This is a genomic window from Hoeflea sp. CAU 1731 (genome assembly GCF_039888615.1).
Lineage (GTDB): Bacteria > Pseudomonadota > Alphaproteobacteria > Rhizobiales > Rhizobiaceae > Flavimaribacter.
Genome location: NZ_JBDQQS010000011.1, coordinates 95,237 through 112,947, shown reverse-complemented (window position 1 = coordinate 112,947; position 17,711 = coordinate 95,237). Strand labels below are relative to the sequence as shown.

At 59.6% G+C, this 17,711-nt stretch carries 18 protein-coding genes; 8 read left to right on the top strand and 10 right to left on the bottom strand.

Annotation, left to right across the window (positions count from 1 at the left end):
* The first annotated feature begins 35 nt into the window (after positions 1-35).
* Together AAFN47_RS18220 and AAFN47_RS18215 are read left to right on the top strand one after the other, a co-directional pair.
* On the top strand, positions 36-1,133 hold the full coding sequence (locus AAFN47_RS18220) for a mandelate racemase/muconate lactonizing enzyme family protein (RefSeq protein ID WP_499810672.1): 1,098 nt from the start codon (positions 36-38) through the stop codon (positions 1,131-1,133).
* Between the two features lie 194 nt (positions 1,134-1,327).
* Positions 1,328-2,782 carry a uracil-xanthine permease family protein gene (locus tag AAFN47_RS18215; protein WP_499810671.1) on the top strand — a complete coding sequence of 485 codons (1,455 nt, stop codon included), beginning with the start codon at positions 1,328-1,330 and terminating at the stop codon, positions 2,780-2,782.
* A gap of 264 nt (positions 2,783-3,046) precedes the next feature.
* On the opposite strand, the gene AAFN47_RS18210 is transcribed toward AAFN47_RS18215, so the two are convergent.
* Both AAFN47_RS18210 and AAFN47_RS18205 read right to left on the bottom strand, forming a co-directional pair.
* Complete coding sequence (locus AAFN47_RS18210; RefSeq protein ID WP_499810766.1) at positions 3,047-3,823, bottom strand: tRNA1(Val) (adenine(37)-N6)-methyltransferase; 777 nt, start codon at positions 3,821-3,823, stop codon at positions 3,047-3,049.
* Positions 3,824-3,843: 20 nt separating this feature from the next.
* Entirely contained in the window at positions 3,844-4,014 is a 171-nt protein-coding gene (locus AAFN47_RS18205) for a putative signal transducing protein (RefSeq protein WP_499810765.1), read from the bottom strand.
* A 260-nt stretch (positions 4,015-4,274) separates the two neighbouring features.
* Between AAFN47_RS18205 and AAFN47_RS18200 the strand changes: the two genes are divergently transcribed.
* The 4 genes from AAFN47_RS18200 to moaB all read left to right on the top strand — a co-directional run bounded on the left by AAFN47_RS18200 (position 4,275) and on the right by moaB (position 8,851).
* A complete protein-coding gene (locus AAFN47_RS18200) occupies positions 4,275-5,291 on the top strand; it encodes a polyprenyl synthetase family protein (protein ID WP_499810670.1) in 1,017 nt (338 codons plus the stop codon).
* A 117-nt stretch (positions 5,292-5,408) separates the two neighbouring features.
* Positions 5,409-7,400, top strand: coding sequence for a tetratricopeptide repeat protein (locus AAFN47_RS18195; RefSeq protein WP_499810669.1), 1,992 nt, complete (start codon positions 5,409-5,411; stop codon positions 7,398-7,400).
* 21 nt (positions 7,401-7,421) lie between these two features.
* Positions 7,422-8,309 carry a 4-(cytidine 5'-diphospho)-2-C-methyl-D-erythritol kinase gene (locus AAFN47_RS18190; RefSeq protein ID WP_499810668.1) on the top strand — a complete coding sequence of 296 codons (888 nt, stop codon included), beginning with the start codon at positions 7,422-7,424 and terminating at the stop codon, positions 8,307-8,309.
* Complete coding sequence (gene moaB, locus AAFN47_RS18185; protein WP_499810667.1) at positions 8,306-8,851, top strand: molybdenum cofactor biosynthesis protein B; 546 nt, start codon at positions 8,306-8,308, stop codon at positions 8,849-8,851. Before AAFN47_RS18190 ends, moaB begins: the two co-directional genes overlap by 4 nt.
* Positions 8,852-8,854: 3 nt before the next feature.
* Here moaB and AAFN47_RS18180 read toward each other — a convergent pair whose 3' ends face one another.
* Complete coding sequence (locus AAFN47_RS18180; protein WP_499810666.1) at positions 8,855-9,631, bottom strand: crotonase/enoyl-CoA hydratase family protein; 777 nt, start codon at positions 9,629-9,631, stop codon at positions 8,855-8,857.
* 211 nt (positions 9,632-9,842) lie between these two features.
* On the opposite strand from AAFN47_RS18180, the gene AAFN47_RS18175 reads away from it, so the two are divergent.
* Together AAFN47_RS18175 and rnhB are read left to right on the top strand one after the other, a co-directional pair.
* Positions 9,843-11,000 (top strand): PA0069 family radical SAM protein, encoded by a 1,158-nt coding sequence (locus AAFN47_RS18175; protein WP_499810665.1) that lies wholly within the window; start codon positions 9,843-9,845, stop codon positions 10,998-11,000.
* 324 nt (positions 11,001-11,324) lie between these two features.
* Positions 11,325-11,915 (top strand): ribonuclease HII, encoded by a 591-nt coding sequence (rnhB, locus tag AAFN47_RS18170; RefSeq protein ID WP_499810764.1) that lies wholly within the window; start codon positions 11,325-11,327, stop codon positions 11,913-11,915.
* Positions 11,916-12,016: 101 nt separating this feature from the next.
* On the opposite strand, the gene AAFN47_RS18165 is transcribed toward rnhB, so the two are convergent.
* The 7 genes from AAFN47_RS18165 to der form a co-directional block, all read right to left on the bottom strand.
* Positions 12,017-12,496 carry a F0F1 ATP synthase subunit B gene (locus tag AAFN47_RS18165; protein WP_499810664.1) on the bottom strand — a complete coding sequence of 160 codons (480 nt, stop codon included), beginning with the start codon at positions 12,494-12,496 and terminating at the stop codon, positions 12,017-12,019.
* Position 12,497: 1 nt separating this feature from the next.
* The gene (locus AAFN47_RS18160) at positions 12,498-13,061 is read right to left on the bottom strand and encodes a F0F1 ATP synthase subunit B (RefSeq protein WP_499810663.1); all 564 of its coding nucleotides are present in this window, start codon (positions 13,059-13,061) and stop codon (positions 12,498-12,500) included.
* A gap of 122 nt (positions 13,062-13,183) precedes the next feature.
* On the bottom strand, positions 13,184-13,411 hold the full coding sequence (locus AAFN47_RS18155; RefSeq protein ID WP_035521724.1) for a F0F1 ATP synthase subunit C: 228 nt from the start codon (positions 13,409-13,411) through the stop codon (positions 13,184-13,186).
* Positions 13,412-13,473: 62 nt separating this feature from the next.
* Positions 13,474-14,223 carry a F0F1 ATP synthase subunit A gene (locus AAFN47_RS18150; protein WP_499810662.1) on the bottom strand — a complete coding sequence of 250 codons (750 nt, stop codon included), beginning with the start codon at positions 14,221-14,223 and terminating at the stop codon, positions 13,474-13,476.
* A 14-nt stretch (positions 14,224-14,237) separates the two neighbouring features.
* Positions 14,238-14,648 (bottom strand): AtpZ/AtpI family protein, encoded by a 411-nt coding sequence (locus AAFN47_RS18145; protein ID WP_499810661.1) that lies wholly within the window; start codon positions 14,646-14,648, stop codon positions 14,238-14,240.
* Positions 14,649-14,919: 271 nt separating this feature from the next.
* The gene (locus AAFN47_RS18140; RefSeq protein ID WP_499810660.1) at positions 14,920-16,095 is read right to left on the bottom strand and encodes a cell wall hydrolase; all 1,176 of its coding nucleotides are present in this window, start codon (positions 16,093-16,095) and stop codon (positions 14,920-14,922) included.
* Between the two features lie 150 nt (positions 16,096-16,245).
* Positions 16,246-17,658 (bottom strand): ribosome biogenesis GTPase Der, encoded by a 1,413-nt coding sequence (der, locus tag AAFN47_RS18135; protein ID WP_499810659.1) that lies wholly within the window; start codon positions 17,656-17,658, stop codon positions 16,246-16,248.
* Positions 17,659-17,711: the final 53 nt, after the last annotated feature.

Sequence of the window (17,711 nt, the reverse complement as noted above, 5' to 3'; positions counted from 1 at the left end):
GCGCTGTTGTGGGCGCCATCACGCCAGGGTCCGAAATGAAAATCAGCTCTATCGAAACCTTTACTGACGCATTTGTGTGTTTCGTCCGGGTCACCGCCGAAGACGGATCGCAAGGCTGGGGACAAGTGGCCCCCTACAACGCAGACATCACGGCTGCGGTGCTTCATCGCCAGGTTGCGCCTTATTCATTGGGTCAGGACGCATTCGACATTGCTCGCCTGATGGAGATCATTCCGGAGCGCGAGCACAAATTTCCAGGATCCTACCTGGTGCGCGCCATGGGCGGCGTCGACACCGCGCTTCTGGACCTGCGCGGCAAGCTCGAGGGCAAGCCGGTCTGCGAACTGCTTGGAGGCTCGCCGGGAACCGTTCGCGCCTATGCGTCTTCGATGAAGCGCGACATAACGCCGGCCGACGAGGCTGAACGGCTGAAAAAATTGCAGCAGGACTACGGCTTTACCGCCGTCAAGTTTCGAATTGGGTCCGAATGCGGACATGACAAGGACGAATGGCCCGGCCGCACCGACGAGATCGTGCCAGCGATCAGCAAGGCAATGGCTGACGGAACCGCACTTTTAGTCGACGCCAACTCCTGTTATTCGCCGCAAAAGGCTATAGAGATTGGCCGGTTCCTTCAGGATAACGGCGTCAGCCACTACGAGGAGCCATGCCCCTACTGGCGCTACGAACAGACAAAGCAGGTCACCGAGGCGCTCAATATCGACGTGACCGGCGGAGAACAGGATTGTTCGCTGGTCGACTGGGAACGCATGATCGATGGCCGCGTCGTCGATGTTATCCAGCCGGATGTCTGCTATCTGGGCGGCATGTACCGGACAATGCAGGTCGCGCGCGTGGCGCATGAAGCCGGCATCCCCTGCACGCCTCATTGCGCTAATCTGTCCATGGTCACGATCTTCACCATGCATCTTCTGCGAGCGATCCCGAACGCCGGAAAGTATCTCGAGTTTTCGATCGAGAAAGAGGACTATTATCCATGGCAGGAGGGTCTTTTCCGGTCATCCCCCTATGAGATCGTGGACGGCCAGGCCCGCGTCACCGACGAACCCGGCTGGGGCGTTGAGATCGAGCCGGCGTGGCTGGAACGCTCGACACGCCAAGTCAGCGAGTGAATGTCCTGACGGGCGCCGATACAGAAAATAGCGCGCTCGTTGATATAGTATCGTCTGATACTTGTTCAAAACCTGGAGTTTCCTGAGGAAAACATACTGAGATCATCAAGATTTCTGCGACTCCATTGAAAATTGGTGGTTGCATGGACTCTGACGGGCCGCATTTCTGGTCCGTGCTAAAAAGGGGAAGCCGGATGTCCACATCAACCGCACTTGGGACACCTGAACAACTCAGGGATCCGAATTACACACCACCGCTAGCATCGGCCGTGCCGCTTGGCATTCAACACGTATTGGCGATGTTCGTCAGCAACGTCACGCCGGCAATCATCGTAGCCGGCGCCGCTGGTTTCGGATTCGGATCGAATTCGCCGGACTTTCCCAACATGATTTACATGATTCAGATGTCGATGCTGTTCGCCGGTATCACGACACTGTTTCAAACCGTCGGAGCCGGCCCCATCGGCGCGCGTCTACCCATCGTGCAGGGCACGTCCTTTGCCTTCATTCCCATCATGATACCTCTGGTGGCAGGAAAGGGCGTCGAAGCCATGGGCGTGCTGATGTGCGGCGTGATTGTCGGCGGACTGTTCCACGCCTGCCTCGGCTTTTTCATCGGAAAAATCAGATTTGCGCTGCCGCCGCTCGTGACCGGCCTCGTCGTCTCAATGATCGGACTGGCGCTTGTTCAAGTCGGCATACAATACGCTGCCGGCGGCGTGCCTGCGATGAACCAGCTCGCCAATGAATTGGCTGCCGCCAAGGCAAGCGGCGATGCAGCGGATTTTTCCGCCATCGAATACGGATCGCTGCTTAACTGGTGCATTGCCTTGCTGGTGGTTGTCGTCACGCTCGGCGTCAAGTTCTTCACGCGCGGTATGATTTCGGTTTCGGCGGTCCTGATCGGACTGATCGTCGGCTATGTTGTTTCCTGGATGTTCGGCATGGTGAGTTTCGCCAATGTAGCCGGCGCCGCCGTCTTCGCCTTGCCGAACCCGTTCCATTTCGGCTTCGAGTTCTCGATCGCCGCGATCATCGGCTTCTGCCTCATGGCTTTCGTGTCCGCAGTCGAAACCGTCGGGGACGTCTCGGGCGTCACCAAGGGCGGCGCTGGTCGCGAACCGACATCCGACGAGATCCGCGGCGCAACGTTTGCAGATGGTGTCGGCACCGCGGTCGCTGGCGTTTTCGGCGCATTGCCCAACACATCCTTTTCGCAAAACGTCGGGCTGATCGCGATGACAGGCATCATGAGCCGCAACGTGGTGACGATTGGCGCGATTTTCCTGATCATCGCCGGCTTCATTCCGAAAATCGGAGCCGTCGTCTCCTCGGTCCCGATCGAGGTTCTCGGTGGCGGCGTGATTGTAATGTTCGGCATGGTCGTGGCCGCAGGCATCTCCATGCTTTCGGATGTGAACTGGAACCGCCGCAACATGGTGATCTTCGCGATCTCGATCTCCATCGGCCTCGGTCTTCAACTGGAGCCGAACGCCTTGTTCTTCATGCCGGGCACGGTGAAAGTTCTGCTGACGTCGGGAATTCTGCCGGCGGCGTTCATCGCCATCGTTCTGAACCTGCTTCTGCCGGAAGATCTGGATGAAGAACAGACGGACGAGATTGCAGGCGGACACGCCGGTCACAAGTAGACCAATCGCCCGCTTCTAACTTCGCGGGCAGATTGGCTTTGAAATGCACGGCCGCCCGGTTCGGGAAACCGGCAGCCGTCTCGTTTTGAATGATGCCAGAAGCACTTGCGCTGCCTGCGCCACACGAACCCACATGAACAGCGGCGCAACGACGAGAGGCCAGAAAAGCTCCCCGAACCATTTGAGCAGGATGGAGAAGTTGTATCCGGCAGCGGCGGTCTTCTCGCGGAACCGGATGAAAATACGGAGACGATCGGACAAATTCTACCGTCGTGGCAGATGCGCCTTGCCGTTGTTCAGGGCGGCGGCGCGTGCCGTAAACCGGTGACCGTCGCCATCGTGGACGATTAGCGGCGGGCGGAATTCCAGTCGCGCCCGGCTTCCCTTGACGCCGGAGAGCAGAAGCCGGGTGGCGTTGGCGTCGCGGCGCGGATGAACGAGCGTGATGCACAGACCGCCGAAGCGGTTCTGACAGGCAGAGAGGATTTCCGCGACAGATTGCGGGCGCGCAATCAGGGAAAGCTGACCGCCGGGCTTCGCGATGGCGTTGGCGGTTCTCAGCCATTTGTCGAACATCTCCGCCTGCATGGCGTGCGCCTCGGCCTTGAGCGCGTCGGGGGTCTTGCGATCGGCCGGCAGGTTGAATGGCGGGTTCATGATTACATGATCGTAGACGCCGTCCTGCAGACCCGACGCAGCGCGCGCCTTGCCGGTCAGCGCCACATCCGCCTCAATCACATTCATACGGGGTTTCAGCGCCGCGTTGGCCTCGAGATCGACGGAGCGTCTTGCAAACTCCGCCATCATTGCAGACCGCTCGACGAGCGTCACCTCGACAGAGGCCACGCGCGACGCCACGGCCATGCCTGCAGCGCCTGAACCCGCCCCGAGATCGGCCACTTTTCCGCGAGCGTCGCCAGGCACCATGGCTGCAAGAAACATGGCGTCGCTTCCCGAGCGATGTCCCTGCCCCTTCGGCTGGATCACATGAAAAGCGCCGTAGTGGAAGGCGTCAACTGTTTCGCTATCGACGCCTTTCAGCCGGTTGCCCGTCATCGCCGTCATTTCGGCGGCTTCAGTTCTTCCGCCAGTCCGGCGCTTTCAACAAGGCTGCGCGCCTCGTCCATTCGGTCGGGATCAACGAGTATGCGGCGCGGCAATATGCCGATGGAACCATCCAGCACGCTCATATTCTCGTCGGCGACGAAACAGGCGATGCCGGCGTCTTTCATCAAGCTTGTGACGAAAGATATGGTCACGACATTGTTGGTTCTCAGCAGTTCCTTCACCCACTTCCCTTTCCTGGCGCGGATACGCGCGACATGGATACATGATCGAGGCGCTGCCTTTCAACTGCGGGCTCGACTCAACGTTCACGCCGACGCATGGCTTTTAATACACGATAGATTGTCCGGTGGTCACTATTAACCCTTGTCGCCGCACGTGCCTGTTTCTATTGTTATCGGGTAGAGGAAACAGGAGTTTTTGAAAATTGGGCGTTGTAATACCCCTTGAGAAAAAGAACAGGCATGCCGCGTCGATAAAGAAGCTTGTCGATCTTACGAAACCCGGCATGGAAAGGGTAAACCAGCTCATCCTGTCGAAGGCCGGCTCCGACGTCGAAATGATACCGGAGGTCGCCAATCATCTGATCTCGTCCGGCGGTAAGCGCCTGCGGCCGATGCTGACGCTGGCTTCGGCGACGATGTTCGGATACGAGGGCGCAAACCACGTCAAGCTCGCAACCAGCGTCGAATTCATGCATACGGCGACGCTTCTGCATGACGACGTGGTGGACGAGAGCGACCTGAGACGCGGCAAGTCGACGGCCCGAATGATCTGGGGCAACCAGGCCAGCGTTCTTGTCGGCGATTTCCTGCTTGGACAGGCTTTCCGGATGATGGTCGATGTCGGCTCCATGGACGCGCTCGACGTGCTTTCAACAGCCGCTTCCGTCATTGCGGAAGGCGAGGTCTTTCAGCTTTCCGTAGCGAAGAACATGGAGACAACGGAAGACGACTATCTCGCCGTTATCCGCGCCAAGACGGCGGCGCTGTTTTCGGCGGCCGCGGAAGTGGGCCCGATCGTCGCGGGAACCGGCAAGGCGGAACGGGACGCGCTGCGGTCCTACGGCGCCAATCTCGGTCTGGCATTCCAACTCGTCGACGACGTGCTCGACTATGGCGGCTCGGCGGCGGCTCTTGGCAAGAATGTCGGCGACGACTTCCGGGAAGGAAAAATCACGCTTCCCGTCGTTCTGAGCTACCGACGCGGAAGCGAAAAGGACCGGACCTTCTGGCGCTCTGCAATCGAGGAAGGGAAGAACGACGATGAGGCCCTCGAATCGGCGCACAAGCTGCTTCGCGCGACGAACGCCCTGAACGACACGATCGCGCGTGCGGAGCATTACGGAGCAATTGCGCGCGATGCTCTTGCGCCTTTGCCGGAAACGGCGGAAAAAGACGCCTTGCTGGATGTGATCGAATTTTGCATCAGCCGCGTTTATTGACCAGCAACTTGCGGCGCAAAAGCAAGAGATCCGGCGTCTTGACGAAAAATAGCCATGCTTGAAGATCACGTTTGGCGAAGAATCTGTAACAAGCATGCAATTGCGGGAATAAACAATATGTTGCAACGGAAATTGAAGCGGCTACTCGGTGCAGCGACGATTGGCGCGTTCATCGCCCTTCCCGCTTCGGCCCTTGCCCAGACGTCCGACGCCGGTTTCGATACGACGATAGCCAATAGCTATGCAGGCGCTGTTCTCGCCGGCCAGAGCGCGGAAGCCGATCTTGAACTGGACACGGCGATCGACCTTTACGCAAAAGCGCTTAGCTACGAACCGGATAATATTGATATCAAGCAGAGGCTGATGCTCTTGCTTTTCAAAAACGGCCGCTTCGAGGAAGGCGTGGAACTCGCCCAGGAACTCAAGACGGAAACTGATGTCGCAACCGTCGCGGCCCTCGCGCTTGGCGTCGACGCCATGAGGAAGCGAGAATTCGGACGCGCGCAGACGCTGTTCGACCCAGGCAGCGCCGTCGATCTCGAGCGCCTGCTCAACGGACTTCTCACCGCTTGGGCGATTTATGGCGAAGGCGACGCCGATAAAGCCATTTCCCAGGTCGAATCGCTTTCGGGACCGGATTGGTACGACATCTTCAAGATGTTTCACATCGCATCGATTCGCGAACTGAACGGCGACAAGGACGCGGCGCGACGCCTTTACACGTCCCTCATTCTCGACCAGCAAGCCGCCCGGACTGCGCCTGACACCTTCATCCGCGCCACCATGGCGCTCGCCGGCATGGAAGCGCGCAGCGGAAACAAGCGCGCCGCTCTTGACGCGCTTGCGTCCGGAAGCGCTTTTGCAAATGGGTACATGCCGCTTGAAACATTGCATGACATGATCGAGGCGGACATGCCTCCGGCGGCCGAAATCGCAAGCCCCGAGCAGGGAGCAGCCGCTGTGCTGTTCACAATCGGCAGTGCACTCAACCGCGAAGGCGCGCAAGACTATGTTGCCTTGTATCTGAATTTTGCGCGGGCCCTCGATCCGGACAATGCCTCGACGCTGATCATACTTGGCGATCTTGCCGCCAAACTCGAGGATATTGAAGGCGCAAACGCGATTTACCGCGCTATACCCGATAACTCCGTCATGCACCGCGTCGCACAATTGCAGCTCGGGCTCAACCTGGCCGATCTCGGACAGGTAGAGGAGGCAAAGACCTATCTGAACGGCCTGGTGGCGGAAAACCCTGACGATCTCCGCTCCTATCTGGCTCTGGGCAGTGTCCTGTCTGAAGCCAAGGAGTACGACGAGATGGCGCAGAACTACGACAAGGCCGTCAAGGCGATCGGCGTCCTGCCGAACCGGTCGCACTGGAATATCTATTTCCAGCGCGGAATCGCCTATGAGCGGATCAAGGAATGGGAAAAGGCCGAACCGAATTTCAAACGCGCCCTCGAACTGTTTCCCAATCAGCCGCAGGTCATGAATTACCTTGGATATTCATGGGTCGACATGAACATCAATCTCGAAGAAGGCATGGCTCTGATCCGTGACGCCGTGCGGCTGCGCCCCAATGACGGCTACATCGTCGATTCGCTCGGCTGGGCCTATTATCGCCTCGGTGACTATGACAACGCTGTGGAGGAACTCGAGCGCGCAGCCGAATTGCTGCCGGGAGATCCCACAATCAACGATCACCTGGGAGACGCATACTGGCGCGCCAACCGCAGAACCGAGGCCAGGTTCCAGTGGGAGCGTTCGCTGACGATGGAGCCGGAACCGGAAGAAATCCCGAAAATCGAGGCAAAGCTGGAGAAGGGACTTCCGGACGTTGCCGAAGTAAAACCGACGACGGCGGACACGGACAAGACCGATACTCAGCCGGACACCGAATCAGACGCTCCGCAGAAGGAAAGCATGACGGTTCCGGACACCGCAAGCCAGGCGGCGCAGTACAAGGTGAAGCCGGGACAGACCCTGTGGAACATCGCCGCCGAAATTCTTGGAGACGGGGCTCTCTACGAGCAGATCCTGCAGGCCAATCCTGAGCTCAACGGCAGGCCCGACCTTATCCATCCAGGCCAGGTCATTAATCTGCCGTGACCTGCGCGGCATGATCAATTCATGGCCCGAATAGAAGAATTCGCTCCAGCGAAGATCAATCTTTGTCTGCATGTCACCGGACAGCGCGAGGACGGCTATCACCTTCTGGAAACAATCGTCATGTTCGCTGATATCGGCGACCGTGTTTTTGTCGAGGCGGCGCCCGAAGACCGTTTCTCCCTATCCGGCCGTTTCGCGCCGGAACTGGACGCCGCGCATGACAATATCGTTGTTCGCGCGCGCGACAGTCTACGCGACGCCTTTCCCGAGATAACGCGTCCGGTTTCGATTCATCTGGAAAAGAACCTTCCCGTCGCGTCCGGAATAGGCGGCGGATCGGCCGACGCCGCAGCCTGCCTCAGGGCGTTGCGCGCGCTCTGGCGAATTCCTGAAAACGCAGACCTTGCCGCCGTCGCCCTGAAGCTTGGCGCGGACGTTCCGATGTGTCTTGCCGGCCAGCCTCTGGTTGCGCGCGGGATCGGGGAAAGGATCGCATTGCTTCCATCCGTCGCGCCGATTCCGATCGTGCTGGTGAATCCCTTGAGCGGCGTTTCGACCCCGGAAATATTCTCTCGCCTCGCCTCCAAAACAAATCCCGTAATATCGGAGATCCCGTCGATCAGCGGCTTCCAACAACTGATCAAATTTCTCAAAGGCCTGAGAAACGATCTGGAGATTCCAGCGCGCACAATCGCCCCTGAAATCGATACAATCAATCGAGCCTTGCAGGACACCGGCGCCGCGCTGGCTCGGATGTCCGGATCCGGCGCGACCTGTTTCGGCCTCTATCCTCCGCTCGAAGACGCGCAATCGGCTGCATCCGAGCTTCAACGGCGCTTCCCGCGCTGGTATGTCGCCGCCGGACGGTGTATCGGCTCACAGGACGCAACCGGAAAGGCCATGCAGTGATGAGGATCGATGAGAACCGCCCATTCATTCCGGTCAACATAGCCGTGTTGACAGTTTCCGACACACGGACGATGGACGACGACCGGTCAGGCGATACGCTGGTCGCGCGAATCGAGGCCGCCGGACACCGGATTGCCGCGCGGGACATCGTAACGGATGACCGCGACAGAATAGCAAGCCTCGTCAAAGCCTGGGCGCAGGATCCGCAGGTGGACGTCATCATCACCACCGGCGGCACCGGCTTTACCGGGCGCGACGTGACACCGGAAGCGATCACCCCGCTGTTCGACAAGCAGATGGACGGCTTTTCGGAAGTCTTTCACCGGATAAGCTATGACAAGATCGGCACGTCCACGATCCAGTCCCGCGCGACGGGCGGCGTGATTGACGCCACTTACGTATTCGTCCTTCCAGGATCGCCCGGCGCCTGCAAGGACGCCTGGGACGGCATTCTGAAACAGCAGCTCGACTATCGCCATATGCCCTGCAATTTCATCGAGATCATGCCGCGGCTCGACGAGCACCTGAAACGCGGCTCCTGAATATCAGTCGTCAAAGTTACCCGAGCGTCCGGCGCCTTTTGTAAAGCGCGCGGCGCCTTTCACCGCCTCTTCGGCCAACGGCTTTACGCCTTCGACCGCCTCCATATGAAGCGCTTCTTCAAGCGGCATTCCCCACTGTCGATGCGCCGTCATCCTGTCGGTCCTCATGCAGGTTTGGGGAAAGCTTGCAATGCGCATGGCCAGGCCCTTTGCCGCCGCCAGCGCCTCACCCGCTTCCACCACCTGATTGGCAAGGCCGAATTGCAGGGCCTCGTCCGCGTTCACCGGACGTCCAGTGAGAATCATGTCCATGGCCCTGCCGTGCCCGATCAGGCGTGGCAGGCGGATATTGCCGCCGTCGATGAGAGGCACGCCCCAGCGGCGACAGAAGACGCCGAATATCGACGTCTCCGATGCAATTCGAAGATCGCACCATAGCGCCAGTTCCAGGCCGCCGGCCACGGCGTGTCCTTCGACGGCGGCGATGACAGGCTTCGACAGCAGCATGCGCGTCGGCCCCATCGGCCCGCCGGCATCGGGGTCATAGGCCAGCGCGCCGTCCGAAACCGATTGCAGATCGTAACCGGCGCAAAACGTATTCCCCGCGCCTGTCAGGATCGCGACCGAACTCTGTTCGTCCGCCTCGAACGATTCGAACGCCCCGGCAAGCTGCACGGCTGTCTCGGCGTCGACCGCATTGCGTCGTTCCGGGCGATTGATCGTCACTGTCGTGACCGGTCCATCGCGTTCGATCAACACCCTGTTGGATAAGCTCTGCATCACAACCGCCTCCCTGCCTTCGGCAACCGCATGTAACCGTTGACATATTACTAGGCCGGGCGATCCGGGAACAGTCAGACGCGGAACGATCGGCGACCTTTCGCCGTTTACCACTTGTTTGATAAGAGACAAACTCCATATTTGTTCTTGTTATGTTCTTTTCTTCGTGATAGGAATATTTTCACAATTCGAAACGGGAAGATCTGGTAAAATGAGCGAACTGGCGCACCTGAGACAGACTGCTCTTGATCACGGCAACAGGGCCGAACTGGCCGACGCCATGGTGGCGCGCTCCGGAATGCGCGTGGAGATCGACAGACGCCGCGGACGCGGCGCGGGCCTCAATCCGGCCGGCCGGTTCGAAACCGAATCCCGTCATGTGTTCGACGATGGCTGGTCGACGCTGGAAGAGCTGCCTCCCGCGAAAACCGAAGTGCAGATCGAGAAACCGCGCAAGATCATCACCCGCAATGAATCGCCGGACATTTCCTTCGACCGTTCGATCAATCCCTATCGGGGCTGCGAGCATGGCTGCGTCTATTGTTTCGCCCGACCCACCCATTCCTTCATGGGACTATCGGCGGGCCTTGATTTCGAAACGAAGCTGTTCGCCAAGCCCGATGCGCCGAGACTGCTCGAACGCGAGCTTTCCAGGCCGGGATATACACCGAAGCCGATCGCGATCGGCACGAATACAGACCCTTATCAGCCGGTCGAAAAGACCTGGCGGATCATGCGGCAGATACTGGAAGTCATGAACGCCGCCAATCATCCTGTCACCATCGTCACCAAGTCGGCGCTGGTCATGCGCGATATCGACCTTTTGGGGCAGATGGCCGAGAAAAATCTTGTCAAGGTCGCCATTTCCGTGACGACTCTTGACCGGAAGCTCGCCCGGGCGATGGAGCCCCGCGCAGCAACGCCCGTCAAAAGGCTTGAGACCATACGCGCGCTGTCCGAAGCGGCGGTGCCGGTCGGCGCCATGCTTGCGCCGGTCATTCCAGGGCTGAACGATCACGAGATGGAGCGCATTCTTGACTCGATAAAGGCCGCCGGCGCTGTCACCGCCAGCTACATCCTGTTGCGCCTGCCGCATGAGGTAAGCCCGCTCTTCAGGGACTGGCTGCTTCGCCACTATCCCGATCGTTATCGACATGTCATGTCGCTGGTGCGCTCGATGCGAGGCGGCAAGGATTACGACGCAGAGTTCAACACCAGGATGAAAGGCGCAGGCCCGTATGCCTGGCAGTTGATGCGCCGCTTCGATTTGACAACCAAGAGGCTTGGCTTTGAAAAGAAGGCGCGCGCGCTTCGCACCGACCTTTTCACGCCTCCCAACGGCTCGGGAGTTCAATTGTCGCTTTTGTAAAAGCCGCTTCCGTCGCCTTTGCCTGTCCCCTGGCAATCCCGACGGCTTTCCCTCCGGCGCCGCTGCCGGGTCCGGTGCGTACGAGCCGCATGCACCGGGCCGGGTCATCGGAGCGTCCAGCGCTGCGACACCCCGTCGTCGACGCGCCACGCCATCCGGTGACAGGAGGGACTTGCGGGGAATCGGAGGGTCGTGCGATTGTGCCGCACCATGTCGCGCAGACCTTCCGATTCTCCCAGCAAACCAAAGTCAAAAGACTGCAAACAGGCGTCCGCAAAGCGCCAGAAGCGACTGTTCGAGGATCGGCCCTCGGTTCCCGACTATATGCTGGAGAAAACCAATGGCAGTCCCGATCAGCTGATCGCCGGCGTCGACGAAGCCGGACGCGGGCCCCTGGCCGGACCGGTCGTGGCGGCCGCCGTCATCCTTGATCCGGCCAATATTCCCGAAGGACTCAACGACTCAAAGAAACTGTCGGAGGGTGTTCGCCACTCCCTGTTTACGCGGATTCTGACCACAGCGGACGTTGCTATCGCCAGCACCGGTCCATCCGGCATTGACCGGACCAATATCCTGCTTGCAAGCCTGGACGCGATGCGGCGGGCCCTGGACGGACTCATACGACAACCGGATCATGCGCTGATTGACGGCCGCGATGTTCCACAAGGGCTATGTTGCGCGGCCAGCGCCGTTGTCCGCGGCGACGCGCGTTCCTTGTCGATTGCAGCGGCCTCGATCGTCGCAAAGGTCACACGCGACCGGATGATGCGGCATTCCGCATTGATATATCCAAATTACAGCTTCGAGAATCATGTCGGCTACGGAACCAGAGCCCATCTCGCAGCGCTCTCCGACCACGGTCCCTGCGTCCTCCACCGGATGAGTTTCCGCCCGATCCGGGTGGATGCTGATTGAATAGGCTCACGACGCCTCCGTACAAAGCAGCATGAGCACCCAAAAAAATAAAAGCCGGAGCGTGAACCCCGGCTTTCAAAACGCGTAATGCTTTGCAGAACTCAGTTCAGCCGGCTTTTCACGTCAGCGACCGAATCCTTGAAAAGCTGATTCTGTGTCTTGGCGTCAGCCTTTTCGACGATCAGCTTTTCGGCGGCGGCGACGGCTATATCGACGGCGCGGCGGCGCACTTCGTTGACCGCCTCCGTTTCAGCCAGAGAAATCTTCTGCTCAGCCATGGCAGTACGGCGCGCGACGTATTCCTCGGTCTTCTGACGGGCTTCCTGCACCAGGCCGGCGGCTTCGTGCTCGGCAGCGGAAATCAGTTCGCTCGCTTCTTTCTCAGCGTCCTTGCGCTTGCGCTGATATTCGGCCAGCAACTGCTGGGCCTCCTCGCGCAGGCGACGCGCCTCATCCAGTTCGTTGCGGATTTTTGCCGCCCGCTCGTCAAGCGACGAGGAGAGCATTCCCGGAACCTTCAGGTAGACAATGAGAGCAAGAAAGATGATGAGGGCCACTAAGGCCCAGAACGTTGCGTCCATGTCAGTCTCCCTTGCCCGACGCCGACTTGATGGCCGAGTCTAGGCTTTCTTTCGAAACCTGATCGCCAATCAGTTGCTCGACAATGGCCGAGGTCGTGTCTGAGGCAATCGAGTCGACATTCGACATCGCCTGCTTTTTTACATTGGCGATCTCGGCTTCCGCCTTGCCGATCTTTTCGGAAAGTTCGGCCTCGACCTTCGCCCGTTCAGCGTCGGCGTCGGCCTTGGCCGTGTCACGCGCTTTCTGGGCAATGCCGTGGGCGCGCGACCGCGCATCCGCCAGTTCCTTTTCATAGGTGGCGATGGCGAGGTCGCCCTCTTCCTTGAGGCGATTGGCCTCGTTGAGGTCCTGGGCGATCCGGTCGCGCCGCGTTTCCAGAATACTGCCGATACGCGGCAGGACGACGCGCGACAGGAACAGGTAGAAAAGGCCAAACGTAATGATCAGCCACAGAAGTTGTGATGCGAAATAGCCCGGATCAAAAGGCGGGAAGCTCCCACCACCGGCGTGTTCGCCGGCATGCTCCGCTGTTTCCGTCGCTGCATACGCTGTTGAGACCAGCATATCTGCCTCCAAAAAACCCGTAAGCGCCAATCCGCGCGTGCGGATCAGGCGCTACGGCTGATTAAGCCCGGCGCCGCGCGAGCGACGCCTCGGACCGCAGTGCGGTCCAGCAACCTGATTAATCAGACTGCGAACAGGAGCAGAAGTGCGACGAGCAGCGAGAAGATGCCCAGGGCTTCCGTCACGGCGAAGCCGAAGATCAGGCGGCCGAACTGGCCGTCGGCGGCCGACGGGTTACGCAGGGCTCCGGCGAGATAGTTGCCGAAGATGGTTCCGAGGCCGATGCCTGCGCCGCCCATGCCGAGACATGCGATGCCTGCGCCGATGTATTTTGCTGCTTCCGCTTCCATTGTGAACTCCTTCGAATGGGAAATTTGCGGTTGATCCTGGCGACTGCGCGCCGTGTTTTCTCCTAGTGACCCGGGTGCAGGGCGTCGTTGAGGTACATGCAAGTCAGCACCGCAAAGACATAGGCCTGCAGAAAGGCGACCAGAAATTCGAGGCCGGTCAGGGCGACTGTCATCAGGAGCGGCAGGATTGCGCCGCCAATGCCGATCGCTCCAAACGCGCCGAGCGACGTGACGAAGCCGGCGAAAACCTTGAGGGTGATGTGGCCCGCCAGCATGTTGGCGAACAGACGAACCGAAAGGCTGATCGGGCGCGAGAGAAACGAGATGATCTCGATCGCAACGACCAGGGGCATCAACACGCCCGGAACGCCGCTCGGAACGAACAGGTTCAGGAAATGCAGCCCGTGTTTCATGAAGCCGTAGACGACCACGGTGCCGATCACCAGCATCGCGAGCGCGAAGGTGACGATGATGTGGCTGGTTACGGTGAAGAAGTAGGGGAACATGCCAATGAGGTTGGCCACTAGCACGAACATGAACAGTGAGAAGACCATTGGGAAAAAGCGCATCCCGGCCGTCCCCGCCCCGTCTCTCAACATGGAGGCAACGAACTCATAGGCCATCTCGGAGACGGATTGCAGCCGGCCCGGCACCATACCCCGGTTCGATGTGGTGAAGAACAGGAATGCGGAAGCGCAGGCGACGGTCGCGACCATGAACAGCGACGAATTGGTGAAGGAAAAATCAAGTCCGCCGACCTCGATCGGAATCAGCGTATTGATCTGGAACTGGTGGATCGGATCGTTTGCCACCGGATGCCTCTTTCTCAGTCGCCGGAATTCGCGCCGGCGTCGTGTTTGTCCCCGTCATTTGACCGAAGGACGCGATTTTCTTCAATCACACCCGCCGAACGCATGACATTCAATACCCCAGCCACGAACCCCAGAAGAAGCAGAATGATCATGCCCCAGGGCGTCGTTCCGGCAAACCTGTCCAACCAGTACCCCAGAAAGGCGCCGACGAAGATGGCTGCGACGAATTCCGTGGAGAGTTGAAACGCTCGCGCGTATGGCGATGCCCCGTTCTTCTCCGCTTCCTTCTTCTCGGCAACCCGGCGTGAAGCAAGTTCCGCTTCCAGCCGTTCACGGCGTCCCTCGAGATCGTTGGTCGGCAATTTCCGCTCTTCGCTGCCCGCGCCGGGATCGTTCGATCCGCTGTCTTGCGACGATGTGTTCATCTGTGTCGCACTCCAGAAGGCGCCAGGCAACTTCGAACGGGGCCGTCTCGAAGTCGGGCGCAACATAGTTTTACGCCCCCGCCAAGTCAAGGCGGGTCAGCGACCATCCCGCGAACTAAAATTCACATAAATATCATATATTTACAAGACATTCGGAATTCTTCCCTGCGGAAGTTCGGAAGAATCGCGCCGCGCTGCAGCACTTTGGCGCATCGCAGGGCGCCAAAGCTGCTCACCGGGAGGTCGTTTTTTGAAGAGATTCGCCGGAAGCCTAGCTCCAGCCGCCGCCATAGGTGCGGTAGAAAACGTGCAGCCCGATCCGGCCGACCTTCTTCATCGTCCGCGCCCATTTCGGCCGTACATAGACGGCGTGATAATGCGTCGCGGAGCCGACCTCTTCCAGCCAGATCTTGCCGGCAGTCACGGCCATCGCCACATCCTGAGCCATCTCCCAATGGGTTTTCGAGCGAACCCTGTCGCGAATGCCGTCACAGGCGAAGGAGAACTGGCAGCGGTTGCGCCAGCGCTTGTTCTGGTAGACGACGCCGCAGGCGGTGTTCGGGTAGGCCGGATTGCGCACGCGATTGAGAATCACCTGGGCGACGGCTGCCTGCCCCTTCACCGGTTCGCCGCGGGCTTCGAAGTAGATGCCGGACGCCAGGCACTGCTGCTCGCTCTCGGAGAACACAGTCTCCGGAAGCGCAGTCCCGGCCCAGCCGTGGTCGTGTTTCAGGATAGGCGGCAGAAACCGTCCATGCTCCTCTTCGGTGTTGAGGATCGATGCGAAGGGGGAATTGCGGACATAATCAGGCTCGTTTGGCGCATAAGCGGTCGCGAGCACGTCGTATTTGTCGTTGTTGACGAGTTCGGCCAGCATGACCGGCATTTTGGCTTTCGCGTCATCTTCGACCGGATGGTGGAAGGCCATGGCGATCTCCACCTCCCGGCCCATGATGTCCGGCTTGACGAAGGCCATGTGCGGATTCTGACCGGTCGAAGGCGTGTCGAGAAAGCTGGTGCGCTCGTAAACCGATCCGGCCGTAAAGCTTTTCGGCGGCGATATCGGCGTTGTTGATATGACGCGGCGCATTTTCTGCTTGCGATTGACGCGTTGTTCGTCGGGCAGCGCATCCGGAGTTCCGTATTTGGTGGCGCCCACGTGACGGGATGTCTTTTCCGGTTGGCTGTCGGAGTTGATGGAACCCGTCGTCACCGGATCGGGAGCAGGAAACACTTCCTGCAACTCGGCGGAAGCATCCACCGGACGCGCGCTCAGATAGCTTTGCCAGCGGACCTTGCCGGCATGCTGGCCATCCAACGGCGCGATTTCCGAATGCGCCAGTTGAGATGTCGAGAAGATCACCGCCAGCGCGCCGAACGAAAGAGATACGAACCAGCCGCTGCCAAAGGCGGCAAGCTGTCCGATTGCAGCGATTTTGTTACGCAAACCCGTCTCCACAGTACGCAATACGACCCAAATCCCAGTGGAGGATGGTCTATTAACCTTTATGGAGCGTTAATCGGGCGAGATTCACTAAAAACTGTTCGGGTCGATAACTTTTTATTACCAAAAGAAAGCCCTGGCGCTCAGATGAGATCAGCGCCGCTTCTTTTTCGGCGCAAAGGGATTGTCGCCCTTGCGATAGGATATGCGAATGGGAATGCCCGGCAGCTTGAAGTCCTGCCGCAGACCATTCACCAGATAGCGCGTATAGGATGTCGGCAGGGCTTCCGGGCGCGAACACGAAATTATGAATCCTGGCGGCCGCGCCTTAATCTGCGTCATGTATTTGAGGCGAATGCGCCGGCCTGACACCGCAGGTGGCGGGTGCTGGACCTGCATCGTCTCAAGCCAGCGATTGAGCCTGGCCGTCGATACTCGCGTGTTCCAAAGGCGGTGCACATCGGTGACGGCTTTCATCAGCTTGTCCAGGCCCTCTCCGGTCTGGCCGGAAATCGGGACCGCGCGGATGCCGCGCGCCTGCGGCAGCAGGCGCTCGGTTTCTTCGTGCAGTTCGGTCAGGGTTTCCTGCCGGTCTTCGACCATGTCCCACTTGTTGAAGGCGATCACCGGCGCCCTGCCCTCGCGGATCACGAGGTCGGCGATCTGCAAATCCTGCTTTTCGTAGGGAATGGCGGCGTCCAGAACGACCACCACGACTTCCGCAAAGCGGATGGCCCGCAGCGCGTCGGCCACCGACAGTTTCTCGAGCTTTTCCTGAACACGCGCCTTGCGGCGCAGGCCGGCCGTGTCGAACATCTTTATTCGGCGGCCCCGCCAGTTCCATTCAACCGAGATGGAATCGCGCGTAATGCCGGCTTCCGGCCCGGTAAGCAGGCGATCTTCGCCGACAAACCGGTTAATCAGCGTGCTCTTGCCGGCGTTCGGACGCCCGACGATCGCAACGCGCAAGGGCTTGCTCTCGTCGTAGGTCGGCTCTTCCTCACCGTCCGCCGCATCCGCTACATCGACATCCGTTTTAGCCTCGGCTTCCTCGTTGGCAAAAGCCGCTTCTTCGCCGATCGTCGCAACGATGGCGTCGTGCAGATCCAACATGCCCTCGCCATGCTCGGCTGAGATCGGACAGGGTTCGCCAAGTCCGAGGCGCCATGCGTCATAGAGGCCCGCCTCCGCGCCGCGCGCTTCCGCCTTGTTGGCGACGAGCACAACCGGCTTGCCGTGGCGTCTCAGAATTCCTGCGAGCGTCTCGTCCGCGGGCGTCAGGCCAGCCTTCGCATCAACCAGGAACAGCGCCAGATCGGCTTCCGCAATCGCCGCCTCCGTCTGCGACCGCATTCGGCCTTCAAGGGTGTCCGGCCCGGATTCCTCCAGACCGGCCGTGTCTATGACATGAAACTTGAGGCCGGCGATGTGCGCCTCGCCTGGCCGCCGGTCGCGGGTTACGCCGGGCGTATCATCGACAAGCGCCAGCTTGCGTCCAACAAGCCGGTTGAAAAGCGTCGACTTGCCGACATTGGGTCGCCCCACAATGGCAACGGTAAAGCTCATAGGTCCATCCAGGGGTCCATCAGGGACTCAGCACAGGAATGTCTGAAACGTAT